The sequence below is a fragment of the Pseudoalteromonas neustonica genome (assembly GCF_001653135.1).
GTDB lineage: Bacteria > Pseudomonadota > Gammaproteobacteria > Enterobacterales > Alteromonadaceae > Pseudoalteromonas > Pseudoalteromonas neustonica.
Genome location: NZ_BDDS01000017.1, coordinates 1 through 18538, shown reverse-complemented (window position 1 = coordinate 18538; position 18538 = coordinate 1). Strand labels below are relative to the sequence as shown.

The window sequence follows — 18538 nt, the reverse complement described above, 5'->3', positions numbered from 1 at the left end:
TTACCTACCAACCTCCGCCGCCGCCTCCACCTCCACCGCCGCCTCCAGAAAAACCACTACCACTGGAGAACCCCGAACTAGTCGTAGAAGATGAAGCGCCTAAATTACCAGTGGCCGAATAACTAATGCTCTCTAACGAATTAACAAATTCTGACTGAGCTGAAAAGCTACCCAAAAACCAAATAGGCTTGTACCTGAATGGATTAAGGTTATCAGAAGATGATCGTTTCTTACGTGCTTTCAGTTTTCTAAATTGTTTTCTTTTCATTTTCTGAACATTATCAAATCGACTACACCACACTTTTTGAAGCTCTAATGAAATAGCATATGGTAACAACGTTTCATATTCCGATGCATCGAGTAAAAAATCATCCTCAGGTTCTTTTTCGGCCTCTATATATTTTTTTATCTGTAACGCACTGATTAATAATTGTCGGCCATAATGGGTGGGAGCGTAATTTAAGTGCGCTGCTGACAGACAAAAAAGTATTAAAAAAGCGCTCGATAACGACAATAATGGTAAAAAGTAGCACAGTAAACCAACCCATGGGATCCATACAGCACCAATCATCAGCGCTTTATTTTTTATTTGTGACGCAGGCTTATCTTTATCTTTATCTTTATCTTTATCTTTATCTTTATCTTTATCTTTATCTTTATCAAAAATGCTTTCGTAAATGGCAAACCATAAAATAAATATGGGAAAAGTCATCACTATCACCAGCGGCCCCCACAGTATATCAATCCAATCTGATACGCCTAAAACCGATTGAACGCCGACAAACATACTCGATAAACCAACAGTAATGAGTGTGTACTTGAAATTCCAGGTAAAAATTTTTGCGTCTTTTGCCTCAGCTCTCAACGCTGTACTAAACAACTTAAAAAGCTGACGGTTTGGTTCTCTATTATCGCTACTAATAACGTAACAACCACCTTCATTGATAACCCAATCAAGTACACATTGCTCATTTTTTGGCAGGGCCTTATTAGGAAAGTTGGGTTTAACCGTTAGTAACAATGAATGTGAGTAATATCGGCCAACAACTACCGTCTCAGTACTCAACTCTTGAGTGTATTTTAAGTCTAAATAACCTTTAACTCCCAAGCTTACACAGGTTGATGTAAACTCTTCGATTGAGCATTTCATAGAAAATCCATGCTTGGTGATACCTCGGATCAGCGCCGGGGAAAGTTCATTTGGTATTTTTACTACTTCTAAAAGTTCAACATTTTCATCAGGATATTGGCCGAATTTACGCCAAGACCAATAAATAAAGCTACCGACTGCACCTAAAAATATTATGGCTATAACCCACTCGATAAACTCCAATAAAAATATAAGATAAAACAGCGATGGTTGTTCTATTACACCTTTAGGTAACGCAATCACAATAGTCATTCCCTGACTCTGACCTAGAACAGTCTTAGCAGTAAACCTAAACTCGTTTTGTTTTGGATTCTGGGCAAAGTAATCGCTGCCTTTTTCCCGATAAGAACCTGTATACGCAAGCCACTGCAATGCACGTGACTTTTCAGGTAGATTAACTACAACCTTTGACTGCTCTATTGAGGTTGCCCATTGATAAGGTATCGCATGAAATAAAAGCTCATCATGATTTTGAAAAAACCTAATTTTATCTGATAGCTGATAAGAAATAACAAACTTAGCTTGCCCTAAAGCTAATTTTTTAGTTGGATCTCCCACTTTAATAATGGCCTGACCTTCTGAAAACGTCACTAAATAAGGGGTGGGTTTATCATTTAAGTGAGCGCTTAACATTTTAAAACCAGCTAGATACTGTCCACCATATTGACCTTCTAATACTAATGGGACTGCTCTATAAATACCGTGTTCAAAAATATAACCGCCTGCGATTAAATCAAACTGCTCTGTAATTACAAGATCGCCATTAGGTTTAACATCTATCGTTACATAAAGCCCTTGTGTTGAGTCTAATGCTTTGACTTGCATGCAAAATAGCGACGTAAAAAAAAGCAATAAAATTATGCTTCCTTGCAAAAAACACTTCATTGTAAATTAATTCCTTATAAATAACGTTTATCTATTCATTAGATATTTGATGTACCAAAAATTCGTTTAAATGCCTTTTCATCTTATTGAGCAATTTAATAGGCCCTGCATCGAACATATCATTATGGCGTGCATTAGGTAAAAAAAACTGATCCACAGGGAAACTTGTAAGTTCGTCTGCGGTGTATAATACCCCCGTATCAGCAGGATAATCACTGCCGCGCAGCGTTAAAACCCGAATGTTTTTATTGCGAGGTAATAACATACGGCGATGATCTAAGGTGATCACATTACTCACCTCATTTGGGTAGATAGCTGCGTAGAGTGCAGATATATCACCACCATTTGAGTGACCAAATAAAGTCAGGTGGCTAAAATCATACGCCGGATATTTAGCGGATAATTTCTCAACTAAGAATTTCAGAGTGACTACACCACGATGCCAATTTTCTATTCGCGTTGCCATGTAGGGAGGATTAGAGTTAAGCGCAGGATCATTTTTTAGTTCATGAGCTACAGCAATGCTTAAATAACCCTTAGCTGTAAAAACATCTACCGCAAACTGATAGTCAGTATGCGCAATCCCATAGCCAGCACTAATAAATGCCACTGGGCATTTTGTTTGTTGGCTGCAGTGCTCGTTATATGCTGGTAATGAAATACTGATCGGGATGACGCGAGCACGCGCTTTATCAACAATCACTTCGCTGTTTGTTGCGGAACTCGCGGTTACACTGACTATGAGAAAACAGAAGCTCACAAAGTACTTAAAAGGTAGTGGCATTAATTTGCCTAGCTTATTTTATTTAAATTACAAAGTACTTTAAGGCTTTGAATATTAATTGCAATAAAACGAAGTGCTAAGAACAATTAACAGTCTTAAAGAAAGAAATAATTATTTTAAATTTATGCGATAATAGTGCCATTGTCCTAACGTTTATTTAGAAAAGAACCTATCCATGAAATCATACAATAGCATCGAAGAACGTATCGATATTTTACAAAGCAGAATTGAAGCGTATAAAGCTGAAATCGAAACGCTAGAAACAGAGCCAAAAAATAATAACGAGCGTATTATTTTTAAATTTATTGAAACAGGTAGTACAGGTAAAACTAAAGATTTTGTACGTGAGTTAGGTATTAAATCGCCGCGTGATAGCTTGTATTCGTCAGGTGATGTATCAAAACTAATTAAAGATGGTGCAAGTGATATTACCCCTGCACTACTTGATATCGCCAGAGCACTTGCCAGCGCACGAAATAAAAATGGCCCTGCCTGCTAATTCAGCTCTAAATTAGCCGTGTAATAACGGCTAATCTACCAGCTCGATATCCAGTCCACTGAGTAAATTTAACGCTTCAAAACGCTCAAACTTCGCATTACTAACATTATTATTTTTTATATCAATATTAAAATTCGTCGCGCCGACAAAGTTTGCTTTATTCAAATGTGTTTGATGAAACAGACTATCTCTAAAATCAGTGTCACTAAAATTACTAGCCGCTAAATTAGCGTGTCTAAAATCAACATCTTTCGCAAAACAGCCTGTCATAGTCAGCTCTTTTAACACTAACTCATAAAACGAGCTATGACTGAGCTGGCAATTTTTAAAACTCACCGATGATGTAAGTGCTAATTGCGGCCAATTTACCTGCGCCCATTGAATACTATTGAGTTTACAATCAACAAAGCTTACGTCTTCAAGCGCGCTATAACCCCAATTCAAATCGCTCAAGTTACAGTTAATAAATTCGCACTCAATAAAACGGCAATTACTAAACTGGCTGTCACTGAAATCACATTCAATAAACTGGCATTGCTCAAATTCTATGTTACTAAAACGTTGTGCGTTGACAGCACATTTTGAAAATTGCTGATCGTAATAGTCTAACTCTTTAAACACTAGAAGGCTTAACCTCTAAATCGTTTTTTAAAGCAAGAACCGCAATATAAATCAACCCAAAAAGAGGAATAATTGATAATAGCCCGCCAATTACAGCAACGATAACCGGTGTTGTTGTTTTTCTTTTACCAAGGCGATAACTTATCCATGCAAATAATGGGATGCATACTATAAATACAAAAACCAAAAATTCACCAAGCAACGTCGCATTAATATTCATTTACTGTCCTTAATATATTTCTTAATGAATTACCCCGCGCTAAGGCTTTTCGCTTCGAGAAGCAGAGTAGAGTAGAGTATCTAAATTAGCCGAAAGTCAAAAACTGTTACGCCGGGAAATTGAACCCAAAGAGATTAAACAAATTTTATTACACCATAAAAAAACCCTTAAGCCAACACTTAAGGGTTTTTAATCAATTGCGCGGTTAAGTGCTAATTAATAACTTATTCTGCTGACTTTTCAGCTTTTTCAACAACACTAATTGCCAACTCTGACAATGAGTCTACATTGGCTTTGCTTGGCGCGTTGGTTAATAAACACGACGCTTGTGTGGTTTTAGGGAAAGCAATCACGTCACGAATGTTATCAGTGCCGCACAGTAGCATTGCTAAACGGTCTAAACCAAACGCAAGACCGGCATGCGGTGGCGTACCGTATTTTAGTGCTTCAAGTAAGAAACCAAACTTATCTTGTTGCTCTTGTGCATCAATGCCTAAGATTCTAAATGCCGCTTCTTGCATATCGGCGTTGTGAATACGTACCGAACCACCACCTACTTCGTAGCCATTTAATACCATATCGTATGCATCTGAAATAGCCGCTGCAGGGTTTGCTTCAAGTTCGCTTGCGTTCACATCTTTCGGCGCAGTAAATGGGTGATGAACGGCATGTAATGTGCCTTCGTCATCTTCTTCAAACATTGGGAAGTCAACAACCCAAAGTGGTGCCCAGCTATTAAGATTTGTGATTTCTAAATCAAGGCCAATCTTAATGCGTAGTGCGCCCATTGCTTCATTTACTGTGTTGCGTTTATCAGCACCAAATAAAATGATGTCGCCAGTTTGTGCGTTAGTACGCGCAAGTAGTTCGTTGATCACGCCTTCATTTAAAAACTTAGCGATTGGTGATTGTACGCCTTCAATGCCTGCAGCGCGGTCGTTTACTTTCATCCAAGCAAGACCTTTCGCGCCGTAAATACCGATGAACTTAGTATAGTCATCAAGTTGCTTACGCGAAAGTGATGCACCGCCCGGTACAGTTAATACTGCAACACGGCCTTTTTCATCATTTGCAGGGCCAGAGAATACTTTAAACTCAACGTCTTTTACTAAATCAGCAACGTCAATCAGTTTCATTGGGTTACGTAAATCTGGCTTATCAGAGCCATATAAGCTCATTGCCTCAGAGTATGGCATGATTGGGAACTCACCCAAATCGACATCTAGCAACTGTTGCCACATTTCGCGGATCATTTTCTCTGTCATACCACGGACTTGATCAGAGCTCATGAACGAGGTCTCTATATCTATTTGGGTAAATTCAGGTTGGCGATCAGCACGTAAATCTTCATCACGGAAACATTTAACGATTTGGTAATAACGGTCAAAACCAGACATCATCAACAATTGTTTAAACAATTGTGGAGACTGCGGTAATGCGTAAAAGCTGCCTTTATGAACGCGACTTGGTACTAAGTAATCACGCGCACCTTCTGGTGTTGCTTTAGTCAGTACTGGGGTTTCGATGTCTAAAAAGTTATTTTCATCAAGGAAGCGACGCACAAAGCTACTTGCTTTAGCACGTAGCTTAATACGGTCACTCATTTCTAAACGACGAAGGTCTAGGTAACGGTATTTTAAACGACGCTCTTCAGAGTTTACCTGATTAAAATCAAGCGGTAATGGCTCTGAGCGGTTGATGATAGTTAAGCCTGTGCCTAAAATTTCAACTTCACCCGTTGCCATATCTTTATTGATTTGGCTCTCTGGGCGTGCACGAACAACCCCTTTTAACTGTACGCAAAATTCTTGACGTAACGTATTCGCTGTATCCATTAAGCCTTCAACTTCAGGATCGAATACAACTTGTACTAAACCTTCTCTATCGCGTAAATCGACAAAGATAAGTCCACCAAGGTCACGTCGTTTATTGATCCAACCACATAATTCAACTTCTTGATCTACGTGTGTTTTATTTAGTTGTCCGCAGTATATAGAGCGCATAGTATTCCTGTCAGTGTAAAGACCAATAGCCGCTTCCCCTAAAAATTGCTGTTTTGGAGGGAGATAAGCCACTATTTATAAATCATTTTAGGCTGGGTATTATACCCAAGTTACCTCAAGATGCGAGTGTCGTTGGAATTAAACTTACATGAAACGCTGCATTTTGTCATTTGATCTAACCTGTATCAATGCGACCTAAAAAACCACGTCTATGCTTTGAGTTTACAAACTTGATATACTTGCTAAAACACACAATTTTATAGCCATTTTATGTTGTATTTAGGGTGTCCGCAGTGGTCAAGTACCGCGTGGAAAGGCAATTTGTTATCTAGTCACTGTAAAAATGCTGATATGCTGCGAGAATACGCGCGTACATTTAATTCAGTTGAGGGTAATACCAGCTTTTATGCCGATCCAAGTGCCGAGTCACTGACACGTTGGATTGAATCAGTGGACAGTGATTTTAAATTTACCTTTAAATTTCACCGACGTTTTAGTCATGAGTTACAGCTTACTCATATAGATGACGCGCTCAGCGCATGGTTTACCTTATTTGAACCAATATTGCCCCACATTGGGCAAATAATGCTGCAATTGCCAAGTAGCTTTAGCCCTCAACAGCTCCCCCTATTAGCGCAATTTATTACCAAACTCCCTAAAGGCTTAAGCTACGGCGTTGAAGTTCGTCATCCTGAATTTTTTAAAAAAGGCGCAGCCGAAATTGCCCTTAATCAGCTATTAATAGCAAATAACATCAATCGTATCGCTATGGATACCCGCGCATTATTTGCAGTCAAACCAAATACCGATGCGCTCATTGATGCCCAGCAAAAAAAGCCACATTTACCTGTGCATGCCATTGCGACTGGCAGTCAACCTATGGCTCGTTTTGTGATTGCCGATTTAGAACACGACTATAAAAGCTATTACCAACCGTGGCTGAAAAAAGTGCAACAATGGCTTGAAGAAGGCAAACACCCGTATGTATTTTTTCATACTGCAGATAACCGCCAAGCGCCGTTATTAGCCCGCGAGTTTTGCAAAGATTTGGCTTATGAACACCCAGTACTTAACCCCTTCATTGGTGAAAAAGAAGCCAGTCAAGCAAGTTTATTTTAAATTCCGCTAAAATATAATTAACAATAAAGAAGTATTGAATGAGTGATTTTAAACGCTATTTTACCGGCTACCCAGAGCAAATTGTCAACCAAGTCATAGAGCTTATTGATAATGATAAACACGGCGCATATTTAACCAAGAAATACCCTCGCCCTCACACCATCACTAGCGATAAATCGTTATATGCTTATGCCACCGAGCTTAAAAAGCGCTATTTAAAAAACGCGCCGCCGTTTGGCCGCGCCGCATATAAAAAGCAAGGTGACATGGTCACTAATGCGCTCGGTACTCATACGTATCGTATGCAAGGTAAAACCCGTAAACATGATTTGGCCATAAACAGTGACTTACTGCGCGCGCCCGAGGAATTACTAAAAGCCCTAGTTGTACACGAACTAGCCCACTTTAAGGAAAAAGACCATAACAAAAGCTTTTATGCTCTTTGCTGTCACATGGAACCCCTATACCACCAGCTAGAACTCGATTTACGAATATTTTGTGTGTTAGTAACGCAAGGAAAGAATCCATATTTAAAGTAAACATTATTGCCCACGACAAAAAGTGGCAACTCCATTGATTTTGCTAACAAACAAATCTACTGAGTAACCGTAAATTTAGTTAAACCAATCAATTGCCCAGATTCGGTAACAACCTGTACTTGCCACTTACCAACTGAGTTTGCTGGAAAGTTTACTTTATGTGTCCATGCTCTATAACCTTGCTCTCGTCCGCCTGTAATATTTAATGCAATACGGTCAACAACATTATTGTTAAGTAGCCAAACATGAAATACTTTTTCATTTAGCCCTCTCGGCGCTTTAACCGCGGTCCAGCTATACAAACCAAGCTCATGCAATGAGTGAGTATCTAGTTGCTTGATACTCCCCACAGGTTTGCGGTGTTCCACATCAACTTGGTGAGATAAAGTGATATCGGTTAATCGCAAAGCCGCTGGCGGCACCCAACTGCGTAACTGCCATAAACCCGCACTTAAAATGCAAAGCAGTAAAACTAACAAAGGAAAACGCCACCATCGAGCATTAGGCATCAAGTTACCTAAACTAGGTAGAGTAAAAATAATTGCGGTTATTAATGCGACTCCTAAGCTTTGGCTTGTAGTGAGATTAAGTAATATTGGCAAAGTGACTAAAATAACCACAAACAATGCAAAGTTATGAAATACCGTAAAGAAAATGCTGTGTTTAGCTAATTTTTTATAATAAAGCGGATCAACAACTGATATAAACGCACAGAGTATGATTAGTGATGTAAAAATAGCTTGCGGATGATTCCAAGAAGTAACAGCAAGAAAAAAGGGTAAAGCAAAAAACAAACTTTCTTGTTGCACCATTTGCAAAGCAAAACGCATAAAATTAGGAGAAACTGCTACGCCAAAGCGCTGCTCCACTTTATCCCGCAGCCAGTTATCTACAATCAACCATATCCAACTAACTAGCAGTAGTATGGCTATAATTTGCGAGAATGACTCTTTACGCTCAACCAACACATAACTTGCTACACCACTACAAAACGCAAATACCGCCAATAAACCCGGCCGCTTTTGCATCATCATAATAAATTTTGTGATTAAATTTTTAAAATAACTCATTTTATAGAGGATCCGCATAAGTCTGTATAATTTCAGCTAGCACCACATCTTAATATATACTTGAAAATATTACATTTTTTATTGTTAAAATTAACGAAGAAATAACTATTGCTATCAAGCTTGTTAACGATAACTACGTGAGATCTCTTCACTCACCCAATGCAGCAATTGTTTTATTGCTTTTGAAAGCACCTGGTTTTGCCGCACAATGTAACCTAAACTCGTAGTTGGAAACTGTGGTAAGGCGGTGACGGTGGTGGTTAAATTTGCTTTACTGCGCAGTGAAAACTCCGGCACGATAGCAACACCAAAACCCGCTTCAGCCCAATCAATTTGTGCATCCACACTGCCCACTTCCATCACCCGATAATTTGGTAAATTTAAAGATGGCAAAGCACTATCGAGCAAGTCTCGGGTTCGCGTATCATGGCCTAGTAAGATTAATGTTGGCGGCTCAGTCAGTGTAATATTGTTATCGTTTTTGGTTTGTTGCCATAACTTTAGATGATTACCTAATGCACACCATTTTATCTGCTGTAATTTCGTAAAATGCAGCGGCTCACTTTCTTTTTGGGCAATAACAAATCCTAAATCTGCCTCAGCACTTTTAACCAATGCTGACGCTTGCGAAGACGTTGTATTGAGCAAAGTAAAGTCAATGCCCGGAAACTGGCATTTAAACAACTGAAAAGGCTCAATCAACAATAAACGAGAAATTATATCACTGGCGGCAATTGTCAGTGTGCCTTGGCGTAGTTCATTAATCGCATTTAAGTCAGATTGGCAAACTTGTAATTCCCATAAGGTTTTTTGTCCAGACTCTAATAGCCGTAAACCTGCTTGGGTCAAACTAAAGGGATTACGTTCTATCAATTTTACCCGTGTCATTTTTTCTAGTTGCTTAATATGCAAACTAACATTGGGCTGTGTCATATGCAGTGCGTTGGCGGTTTTACCAAAATGTTTTAGTTCCGCTAATGTGACAAAGGTTTTTAACCAATGAATATCTAACATCTTGATGACCTTAATTATCTAAAATCGATATGAAATTCTTATCAGGATAATAATTATAATTAATTTCTCTTATTTAGATAGTGAGCATACCATATTCATTCAATCAATTTGGAGATTAAATTATGCCGTCAATTGTTGTTGTAGGTGCAAACTGGGGTGATGAAGGCAAAGGCCGTATCGTCGATTTTTTAGCAAAGAACGCATCTGCAAGCATTCGCTTTCAAGGTGGTAACAACGCCGGTCATACCGTTGTAAATGAGTTTGGCACGTTTAAACTACACCAATTACCAAGCGGCATTTTTAATCCAGATTGTATTACCGTATTAGGCCCAGGTATGGTGATAAGCCCTGCTGCATTAAGCGAAGAAATCGCTGAAGTTAAAACCGCTGGCGTTGAGGTAAAGCTGAGTATTTCTGATCGTGCAACCCTTTGCTTGCCGTTACACGCCCTTGAAGACACCCTCGAAGAAGTACGTCTAGGTGACGCCGCTTACGGCTCTACTCGTCAAGGAATTGCACCCGCATACGGCGATCGCGTAATGAAAAAAGGCATTTTAGTTGGTTGGCTAAATCAACCTGAGGTTTTATTAGAGCGCATTCGGTTTATGCTGGATTGGAAAATGCCGCAGCTAAAAGCCCTATACCCAAGTTGTGATTATTCACAAACAGCAGAACAAATAACTCAGTGGCTGTTAGACGTCACTGCCCCGTGGCGTGAGTTTATTTGTAATGTAACAGAGCCTTTAAAAGCCCTGCAAAAGCAAAATGCCAATTTATTGTTTGAAGCACAATTAGGTGCAGGCCGCGATTTAGTTTACGGCGAATACCCGTATACTACATCATCAAACGTTACTGCCGCCTATGCAGGAATTGGCAGCGGGCTGCCAGCTTTGCACCCTGAGCGTGTTATCGCTGTGGCTAAATCATTTAGCTCATCTGTCGGTACAGGCACATTAGTTACCGCCATGGCAGAGCAAGACAATTTTCGTGAAAGCGCGAACGAATATGGCGCAGTGACTGGCCGCCCACGTGATATGGGTTATTTTGACGCAGTTGCCACCCGTAACGGAGTTGAATTACAAGCTGCCACTGAAATTGCATTAACTAAAATTGATTGCCTATCTGGCATGAAAGATTTAAGAATATGTGTTGGTTATGCCGGCGATCACAGCGAAAACCCTATTTGGCCACAAACAGCAGCCTTAACGCCAATCTATGAAAGCATGCCAGCGTGGGATGAAGATATTACTGGTTGTCGTACCTTCGACAGTCTGCCTACTGCAGCGCAGCACTATGTAGAACGCATCGAAACACTGATGGGGGTACCTGTAAGTATGGTGTCTGTGGGCCCAGAGCGTGAGCAAATGATTATTCGCTAATATGTATAAATGGGTTTCATTTAGAAACCCATATTACTAAAGTCTTGGATCCAGATTAATTAAAAAGTGGATTCATACTTAAATCTAAAAGCGCAAGGTACACTCGCGCTCTTGTTTTTATACTTACAGCTTTAAAACTCCGTGACTTTACAGCCCAAGCTCTGCCATAAAATCGTCATCAGCGTCGATTGCTTTTGCATCATCCGCAGCTTTCGCTTTTTCAGCTTTTTGCTTTGCCTCATTTTCAATAATATCGTCAGGATCTATAGCCTCTACGATATCAAAATCATGCAATTTGATAAATTCAGTTTTATCCATCGCTAATTCTAAATAAAAGATATTTTGCTTAGCGGTGGTAAATGTCACTCGCCGTGCTTGTGGTCTATCCATAGTGGTATCAACAGATATTTGCACTTGCTTGTTGATGGCCATCATTTTAGGTTGATTTTGGGTGATAGAAGTATGTAGTTGCTCACGCACTTTTGACGTAAAGTCACCCACAATTTGGTTCATTAATTCACCAAGTACATTTGATACATCATCAGATAAATGACTGTGGGCAATCTCATTTTCAGGCATACCCATATTACGCATATAATCGTGATAAATTTCCATCGCAGCTTGCGAAGTGAAGTTTGTAATAACTAAACCAGTAAACCCACCATCGAACAATACAAAACAGCCAATGTCTGGACGCATACAGGTACGCGTTATTTTTTGTACCATTGCTGAGTAACTAATGCTGTTGCCGCTGGCTGAAGAAAGTACTCCCGTTACGGAGTGACAAAGAGTGGCCAATATATCATCTGTGCTTATTACTTTACTTTTACTCATAAACTTCTCTTTTTATACTTGTTATTCATTATTCTAGCCAAGCTACTGAAATTATCACTGACTATCCAGTATAAAATGCTAAAATAGCCCTATTATTTTTCAAGAGACTGTTTGTGTGAACATAAAAGACAGTATTTATGCCTCTGAGCAAGCCGTTAAAGATTTTAGCTTTGACCAACATGTAGTAGAAGTTTTCCCAGATATGATCCAGCGCTCTGTGCCGGGTTACGCCACTATTGTAAGCACCATGGGCAAATTAGCGGGTCAATACGCACAGAGTAATTCAAACTTATATGATTTAGGCTGCTCGCTTGGTGCGGTTACATTGAGTATACGCCGTAATATTCGTACCGATAACTGCCAGATTATTGCGGTCGACAATTCAGAGGCCATGGTTGAACGGTGTAAACTGCATTTACACGGCTTTCGCTCAGAAGTCCCTGTTACAGTAACGCTTGGCGATATTAACGAGTTAAATATCGAAAATGCATCAGTCGTCGCAATGAATTTTACGCTGCAATTTATACCACCAGCACAACGCCAAGCGGTACTTGAAAAAATATACGCAAATTTAAAACCCGGTGGCGTATTATTGTTAAGCGAAAAAGTTAAAGGTGAAAATGAGCAATGCGATAATTTGTTGATTGATTTACATCATGACTTTAAACGCCACAATGGCTATTCTGAATTAGAAATAAGCCAAAAGCGCACGGCAATTGAAAATGTAATGCGTCCAGATACGCTAAACGCACACCTTACACGGCTCAGTGATATTGGTTTTAGCCAAACTCAAGTATGGTATCAATGTTTTAATTTTTGCTCATTAGTAGCAATTAAGTAATTTAGGAAATATTTAATGTCTTCATGGTTTAATCAATTTTATGCTGCCATTGCGCAAAGCCCTCTTAGCCATTGGCTCGAGACATTGCCTAGTCAATTAAAACATTGGCAAAACGAGGCCAGTCACGGTGACTTGCCTAAATGGCAAAAAGTGTTAAAAAACCTGCCAGAAGTAACGACCAAACATGTAAATATCACTGATAAAGTGCAGATTGGCGCACCCGGCGAAATGACCGACGGCGAACAAAAGCAAACAATCCATTTATTAAAACGCATGATGCCGTGGCGTAAAGGTCCTTTTAGCCTACACGGCATTGAGATTGATACTGAATGGCGCAGTGACTGGAAATGGGATCGTTTACTGCCACATATTGAGCCTCTTAAAGGGCGTACAGTATTAGATATTGGCTGTGGCTCGGGCTATCACTTATGGCGTATGCGTGGTGAAGGCGCTGAGTTTGTGGTCGGCATTGACCCTTCTGATTTATTTTTATGTCAGTTTCAAGCTATCAAACATTTTAACCCTGATGAAAACGTCCATTTATTGCCACTTGGCGTTGAAGCTCTCCCTGAATTAAAAGCCTTTGATACTGTATTTTCAATGGGTGTACTTTATCACCGTCGTTCACCCATTGATTTTTTAGCCCAACTAAAGGCACAACTTCGCCCAGGTGGTGAATTAGTACTTGAGACCTTAGTTATTGAAGGCGATGAAAATACAGTATTAGTACCGACTGACCGTTATGCAAAAATGCGTAACGTGTGGTTTATTCCAAGCACGGCGGCTCTTAAGCTATGGATGGAGCGTGTTGGCTTCAAAGATGTGAAAATTAAAGACTGTGCAATTACAACACTTGAAGAACAACGTAAATCAGATTGGATGGAAAACGAATCGCTTATCGATTTTCTCGATCCAAATGATACCACTAAAACCATTGAAGGCTACCCAGCCCCCTTACGTGCAATTCTGACTGCAAAGGCTTAATACAAAAGGGACTAAGTTTTAGGTGCTAGGAACTACCTAGCACCTGTTAGCTAAATCTATTGTGTCATTATACGGACAACTGTCCTTGTCAATAATAGTAAACTTACTATTTGAACTAGCCGCGCCCTTGCAATTGTTGTAAAATACGCGCGTTTCTAAGCAACCACATGCAACTTTTTTGAGGAAAACCTGTGAGCGAACAAAAACAGTCTCTAAGTTATAAAGACGCGGGCGTAGATATCGATGCCGGTAATGCACTTGTTGAGCGTATTAAAGGCGTAGTTAAAAAAACGCGTCGTCCAGAAGTTATGGGCGGAATCGGTGGTTTTGGCGCACTTTGCGAAATCCCAGCTGGCTATAAACAGCCAGTACTTGTTGCAGGCACAGATGGTGTTGGTACTAAATTACGTTTAGCGATCGACCTTAAAAAGCACGATACTGTTGGTATCGATTTAGTTGCTATGTGTGTAAATGACCTTATCGTTCAAGGTGCTGAGCCGTTATTCTTCTTAGATTACTACGCAACAGGCAAACTTGATGTAGATACTGCAGCAGATGTAGTAACAGGCATCGGTAAAGGCTGTGAGATCTCAGGCTGTGCATTAATTGGTGGTGAGACTGCTGAAATGCCGGGTATGTACGAAGGCGAAGATTACGACATGGCTGGTTTTTGTACTGGCGTAGTTGAAAAAGCAAATATTATCGACGGTACTAAAGTAGCTGCAGGCGATCAGCTTATCGCTCTTGCATCTAGTGGCCCTCATTCAAATGGCTTTTCTTTAATTCGTAAAGTACTTGAAGTATCTAACGCAGATACAAGTGCAGAATTTGAAGGCAAAACATTAGGTGAAACACTACTTGAACCTACACGCATATACGTTAAACCATTGCTTGAGTTATTCAAACAAGTAGACGTACATGCCCTTTCGCATATTACTGGTGGCGGTTTTTGGGAAAATATCCCACGCGTATTACCAGAATCTGCAAAAGCAGTTGTCAAAGGTGATAGCTGGCAGTGGCCTGGTATTTTCAACTGGTTACAAGAAAACGGTAACATCACTACCCATGAAATGTACCGTACATTTAACTGTGGCGTAGGCATGGTATTAGTTGTTCCGGCTGACAAGCTTGAGCAAAGCTTAACGATTTTAAAAGATCTTGGCGAAAACGCATGGCACCTTGGTGAAATCCACGATGCTAAAGAAGGCGAAGAGCAAGTAGAAATCCTAGGCGGCCGTGATTAATGGTCCCTTCTCGTCTAGTAGTCTTAATTTCAGGCAGTGGCTCTAATTTACAAGCCATCATTGACGCCTGTAATAGTGGCGAGATAAACGCAAACATAGCGGCTGTTATTAGCAATAAAGCAGACGCTTATGGCCTTGAGCGAGCGAAACAAGCGGGCATAGCAACAGCTGTGCTTAGCCATAAAGATTTTGACTCGCGCGAAGCCTACGATGCGCAATTAATGAACGTTATAGATACTTTCGCACCAAATCTAGTTGTATTAGCTGGTTTTATGCGTATTCTTACTCCTAGCTTAGTGCAAAAATTTAAAGGAAAAATGTTGAACATTCATCCTTCTTTGTTGCCTAAGTACCAGGGGCTGAATACCCACCAAAGAGCTATTGATGCAAAAGATGACGTTCATGGCGTAAGTGTGCACTTTGTTACTGAAGAATTAGACGGCGGTCCAGTCATTCTTCAAGCCAAAGTTCCAGTGCTGGCAGATGATACTGCTGACACATTAGCAAAACGCGTGCATGCACAAGAGCATATAATCTATCCTTTGGTGGTCAAGTGGTTCAGTGAACAACGACTTACTATGGAAGCAGATTATGCAGTTCTTGACGAAAAACAACTTCCTGCACACGGCGCGCACTACCCAGAATAAAAAACTAAGTGCCTTGCTATTATGTGCGGGCACTTTATTACTTCCTACTAGTTTAATTGCTGGTGACCTTACTCAATATGAAGCAAGTTATGATGTCCTCAGAAAAGGCGAAAATCATGGCAAAGCAATTCGTACTCTCAAAAAACTCGATGATGACACCTATGAAGTCACGTATCACAGTGATATTGAATGGATGATTTTTTCCGATTCACGTAAAGAAACCTCTCGTTTCATTTACGGTAATACGAAAATCACACCGCTCAACTACACGATGGAACGCAAAGGCACAGGGCCTGATAAAGATTACGCTATCGAATTTGATAATGAAAAAAAGATAGTTAACAGCAGTCAAAGCAAATACCCTCTCGATTGCGAATGGACCGATGAATTTCAAGATTCGTTGTCATATCAAGTACAAGTGCGTGAAGAACTAAAAATGGGTAAAACCAGCTTTTCATACCCGCTAATTGATAAAAAAGGCAACCGTAGAGACTACAACTTTGAAGTTGTAGGTAAAGAAACTATTTCATTACCTATCGGCAATATTGAAGCAATTAAAGTGAAACGTTTATACGATAACGATAAACGCCAAGCTCTTGCTTGGTTTGCCCCTGAAATGGATTACATGCTGGTAAGAATGTGGAAAGGCGAAAAAGGTGTAGAACAATTCGAAGTGCAGCTTAAATCGTTTACTGTAACCAGCCCTGTTGCTTTACCTGAAGAAGTAAAAGCGAAATAGCACCAGAGTAAATTTGTTTCTCTATCCAAGATGAAACGCTCAAGTATGATAATTATAACTTGAGCATTTCATCTTATACCCACATGAGTTAAATTCAAACGTTTGAACTGACGGCTAAATTAACTCACCCATTTTGAATAATGCAGACTCACCAGGCTCCATCTTTTGCCACCGCTCATCGTTTGTTAAAGGGCGAGTCGCAATAACTGTCACAACATCATTTGGCGTAGTTTCTTTTTGAAAATCCACCACCATATCGGCATCAATTAACGTAGCCTTTCCAAAGGGTGCACGGCGAGTGATCCAATGTAAATTATTAGTACAATACGCCAGTACATATACACCATCTGTAAGGAGCATATTAAATACCCCTTTTTCACGCAGCGTATGTGCTAGCTCTGCCGCATAGCGAAACACAACGGCCATATTTTCTGGACACTGAGGGTATTTTTCACGAATTTTATCCAATAACCAGCAAAATGCCAGCTCACTGTCGGTATCACCCACAGGACGATAAAAGTCAGGTTTCAAATCATGATAGTTAGAAAGCTGGCCGTTGTGTGCATAGGTGATCTCTCTACCCCACAGTTCACGTGTAAATGGATGCGTATTTTCAAGGCACACTTCGCCCCGGTTACCTTGGCGAATATGACTTATCACCGACACACTTTTGATCGGATACGCTTTAACGAGTTTTGCAATTTCAGATCGATAGCTTGGCTCAGGATCTTTAAACGTACGACATCCCTTCCCTTCGTAAAATGTAATTCCCCACCCATCCCGATGAGGACCTGTATTTCCACCACGCTCTAACAAGCCTGAAAAACTAAAACAAATGTCCGTAGGCACATTTGCCGACATCCCAAGCAACTCACACATAAAATAAATTAACCTTTAAAATCAGAGTGTTGAAAAACAAATTGAAACGTAAAACTTTAATTGGTCACAGATTTGGTCGTTGTTTGGTTTCTATAACGCTAAATTTCAATTATTTTTAACCTTAATAGTCACATTGTTAAACACAGTTAGCGTGTTGGCAAGCATTTACATTACTCTACTATCGGCTCCAGTTTACTTTTCAAGCTGCTCGCTGTTGACTTATGCCCTGTAAATTCTGCTTTTGTTATTGGTGGCCCTGCTCCCATACTCCCATGACCGTGAGTTTCTAAGCTTTGGTTTATGTCTTTTACCAGACTTATTAAATCAAGGAGTACTTGAGCCACGTTTACTGAATTATTTCCTAGCCACACTGTTTTACCTTCGACCTTTGCTAGTTCTGTCGCTTTTGCATGCAGGGTTTTTAAGGTTTCTAAATTCATATTTTCGGTGGCGTGGGCGCTGAACTCTTTTAGTGTTTTTAAGTTCATATTTTCGGTGGCTTCAATATCGACCTGTTTTTTGCTGCCGAGTAATAAACCTTCAAGGGCTATGATCAATGCTTTTTCGCCAACCACGGTTTTTAAGGCGCCCATTACCTCGGTGATTTGGTTCCCGTCTATTTTTATTATGTCATGGCTAGCTATATTGGTGCTGCGTTCGTGGTAGTTTTGTTCGCTTTTGCGTGCTGTTATTTTACTCGTGTCACTCGTTTGGGTTATGTCGCCATCTGTGGTTAGGTGCCAATTGCCGTCGCGCCCTTGTAGTTTGCTGCGGCTGTTTTGCTGCAGGGTTACATCAGTGCGCTTGTGTTCAGGCACTAAGCTTTGCCATGGTAATAAGTTGGTGATCACAGGATGGCTGTTTAGCCCATCGATGTACTGTATTAAGCAGTGCATGCCTGGCATGGGTTCGTTTAATAAACCATGATCGGATGCTTGCCCTGTGCCGAGTGTTACTTGATGAAATACGGGCACGGCTAATGGCTCACCTGTTAGCGGGTTTAAAAGCTGTACATCGGCTGCTTTTAACGGCCTAAATGCAGTGCTGATTGCAGCCCCGTCACTTGGTAGGTCGTATATTTTTTCTA

General features: G+C 40.2%; 19 protein-coding genes. 9 read left to right on the top strand and 10 right to left on the bottom strand.

The window, feature by feature from the left end:
• Positions 1–4: 4 nt before the first annotated feature.
• On the bottom strand, positions 5–1975 hold the full coding sequence (locus A7967_RS17405) for a DUF2207 domain-containing protein (protein ID WP_167349707.1): 1971 nt from the start codon (positions 1973–1975) through the stop codon (positions 5–7).
• Positions 1976–2066: 91 nt separating this feature from the next.
• The gene (locus A7967_RS17400) at positions 2067–2819 is read right to left on the bottom strand and encodes an alpha/beta fold hydrolase (protein WP_054205641.1); all 753 of its coding nucleotides are present in this window, start codon (positions 2817–2819) and stop codon (positions 2067–2069) included.
• Positions 2820–2994: 175 nt separating this feature from the next.
• Between A7967_RS17400 and A7967_RS17395 the strand changes: the two genes are divergently transcribed.
• A complete protein-coding gene (locus tag A7967_RS17395; RefSeq protein WP_054205640.1) occupies positions 2995–3318 on the top strand; it encodes a hypothetical protein in 324 nt (107 codons plus the stop codon).
• 30 nt (positions 3319–3348) lie between these two features.
• On the opposite strand, the gene A7967_RS17390 is transcribed toward A7967_RS17395, so the two are convergent.
• From A7967_RS17390 to aspS, 3 genes are all read right to left on the bottom strand, one after another.
• Positions 3349–3939 carry a pentapeptide repeat-containing protein gene (locus A7967_RS17390; protein WP_054205639.1) on the bottom strand — a complete coding sequence of 197 codons (591 nt, stop codon included), beginning with the start codon at positions 3937–3939 and terminating at the stop codon, positions 3349–3351.
• Positions 3932–4159, bottom strand: coding sequence for a hypothetical protein (locus A7967_RS17385; RefSeq protein WP_054205638.1), 228 nt, complete (start codon positions 4157–4159; stop codon positions 3932–3934). Before A7967_RS17385 ends, A7967_RS17390 begins: the two co-directional genes overlap by 8 nt.
• Positions 4160–4383: 224 nt before the next feature.
• Entirely contained in the window at positions 4384–6162 is a 1779-nt protein-coding gene (gene aspS, locus A7967_RS17380; RefSeq protein ID WP_054205637.1) for an aspartate--tRNA ligase, read from the bottom strand.
• A gap of 270 nt (positions 6163–6432) precedes the next feature.
• Between aspS and A7967_RS17375 the strand changes: the two genes are divergently transcribed.
• Together A7967_RS17375 and A7967_RS17370 are read left to right on the top strand one after the other, a co-directional pair.
• Complete coding sequence (locus A7967_RS17375) at positions 6433–7281, top strand: DUF72 domain-containing protein (protein WP_054205636.1); 849 nt, start codon at positions 6433–6435, stop codon at positions 7279–7281.
• Positions 7282–7319: 38 nt separating this feature from the next.
• On the top strand, positions 7320–7820 hold the full coding sequence (locus tag A7967_RS17370) for a M48 metallopeptidase family protein (protein WP_064435915.1): 501 nt from the start codon (positions 7320–7322) through the stop codon (positions 7818–7820).
• A 56-nt stretch (positions 7821–7876) separates the two neighbouring features.
• On the opposite strand, the gene A7967_RS17365 is transcribed toward A7967_RS17370, so the two are convergent.
• Together A7967_RS17365 and A7967_RS17360 are read right to left on the bottom strand one after the other, a co-directional pair.
• Complete coding sequence (locus A7967_RS17365; protein WP_064435914.1) at positions 7877–8890, bottom strand: DUF5924 family protein; 1014 nt, start codon at positions 8888–8890, stop codon at positions 7877–7879.
• 123 nt (positions 8891–9013) lie between these two features.
• Positions 9014–9904, bottom strand: coding sequence for a LysR family transcriptional regulator (locus A7967_RS17360; protein WP_054205633.1), 891 nt, complete (start codon positions 9902–9904; stop codon positions 9014–9016).
• 122 nt (positions 9905–10026) lie between these two features.
• On the opposite strand from A7967_RS17360, the gene A7967_RS17355 reads away from it, so the two are divergent.
• Positions 10027–11283, top strand: coding sequence for an adenylosuccinate synthase (locus A7967_RS17355; RefSeq protein WP_064435913.1), 1257 nt, complete (start codon positions 10027–10029; stop codon positions 11281–11283).
• A 147-nt stretch (positions 11284–11430) separates the two neighbouring features.
• Here the strand turns inward: A7967_RS17355 and A7967_RS17350 are convergent, their stop codons facing one another.
• A complete protein-coding gene (locus tag A7967_RS17350; protein WP_054205631.1) occupies positions 11431–12117 on the bottom strand; it encodes a DUF3334 family protein in 687 nt (228 codons plus the stop codon).
• A gap of 115 nt (positions 12118–12232) precedes the next feature.
• Here A7967_RS17350 and cmoA point away from each other — a divergent pair, with 115 nt between their 5' ends.
• The 5 genes from cmoA to A7967_RS17325 all read left to right on the top strand — a co-directional run bounded on the left by cmoA (position 12233) and on the right by A7967_RS17325 (position 16572).
• A complete protein-coding gene (gene cmoA, locus A7967_RS17345; RefSeq protein ID WP_054454227.1) occupies positions 12233–12958 on the top strand; it encodes a carboxy-S-adenosyl-L-methionine synthase CmoA in 726 nt (241 codons plus the stop codon).
• Positions 12959–12973: 15 nt separating this feature from the next.
• The gene (gene cmoB / locus A7967_RS17340) at positions 12974–13942 is read left to right on the top strand and encodes a tRNA 5-methoxyuridine(34)/uridine 5-oxyacetic acid(34) synthase CmoB (protein ID WP_054205629.1); all 969 of its coding nucleotides are present in this window, start codon (positions 12974–12976) and stop codon (positions 13940–13942) included.
• 191 nt (positions 13943–14133) lie between these two features.
• The gene (gene purM / locus A7967_RS17335) at positions 14134–15186 is read left to right on the top strand and encodes a phosphoribosylformylglycinamidine cyclo-ligase (protein ID WP_054205628.1); all 1053 of its coding nucleotides are present in this window, start codon (positions 14134–14136) and stop codon (positions 15184–15186) included.
• Positions 15186–15833, top strand: a complete 648-nt coding sequence (gene purN / locus A7967_RS17330; RefSeq protein WP_054454225.1) for a phosphoribosylglycinamide formyltransferase — start codon at positions 15186–15188, stop codon at positions 15831–15833. The genes purM and purN overlap by 1 nt, the downstream gene beginning before the upstream one ends.
• Entirely contained in the window at positions 15787–16572 is a 786-nt protein-coding gene (locus tag A7967_RS17325; RefSeq protein WP_405632573.1) for a DUF3108 domain-containing protein, read from the top strand. The genes purN and A7967_RS17325 overlap by 47 nt, the downstream gene beginning before the upstream one ends.
• 114 nt (positions 16573–16686) lie before the next feature.
• On the opposite strand, the gene A7967_RS17320 is transcribed toward A7967_RS17325, so the two are convergent.
• Both A7967_RS17320 and A7967_RS17315 read right to left on the bottom strand, forming a co-directional pair.
• Positions 16687–17451, bottom strand: a complete 765-nt coding sequence (locus A7967_RS17320) for a class II glutamine amidotransferase (RefSeq protein WP_054205625.1) — start codon at positions 17449–17451, stop codon at positions 16687–16689.
• A 170-nt stretch (positions 17452–17621) separates the two neighbouring features.
• Positions 17622–18538, bottom strand: a 917-nt coding sequence (locus tag A7967_RS17315) for a hypothetical protein (protein ID WP_064435912.1), incomplete at its 5' end; no start/stop codon positions are given.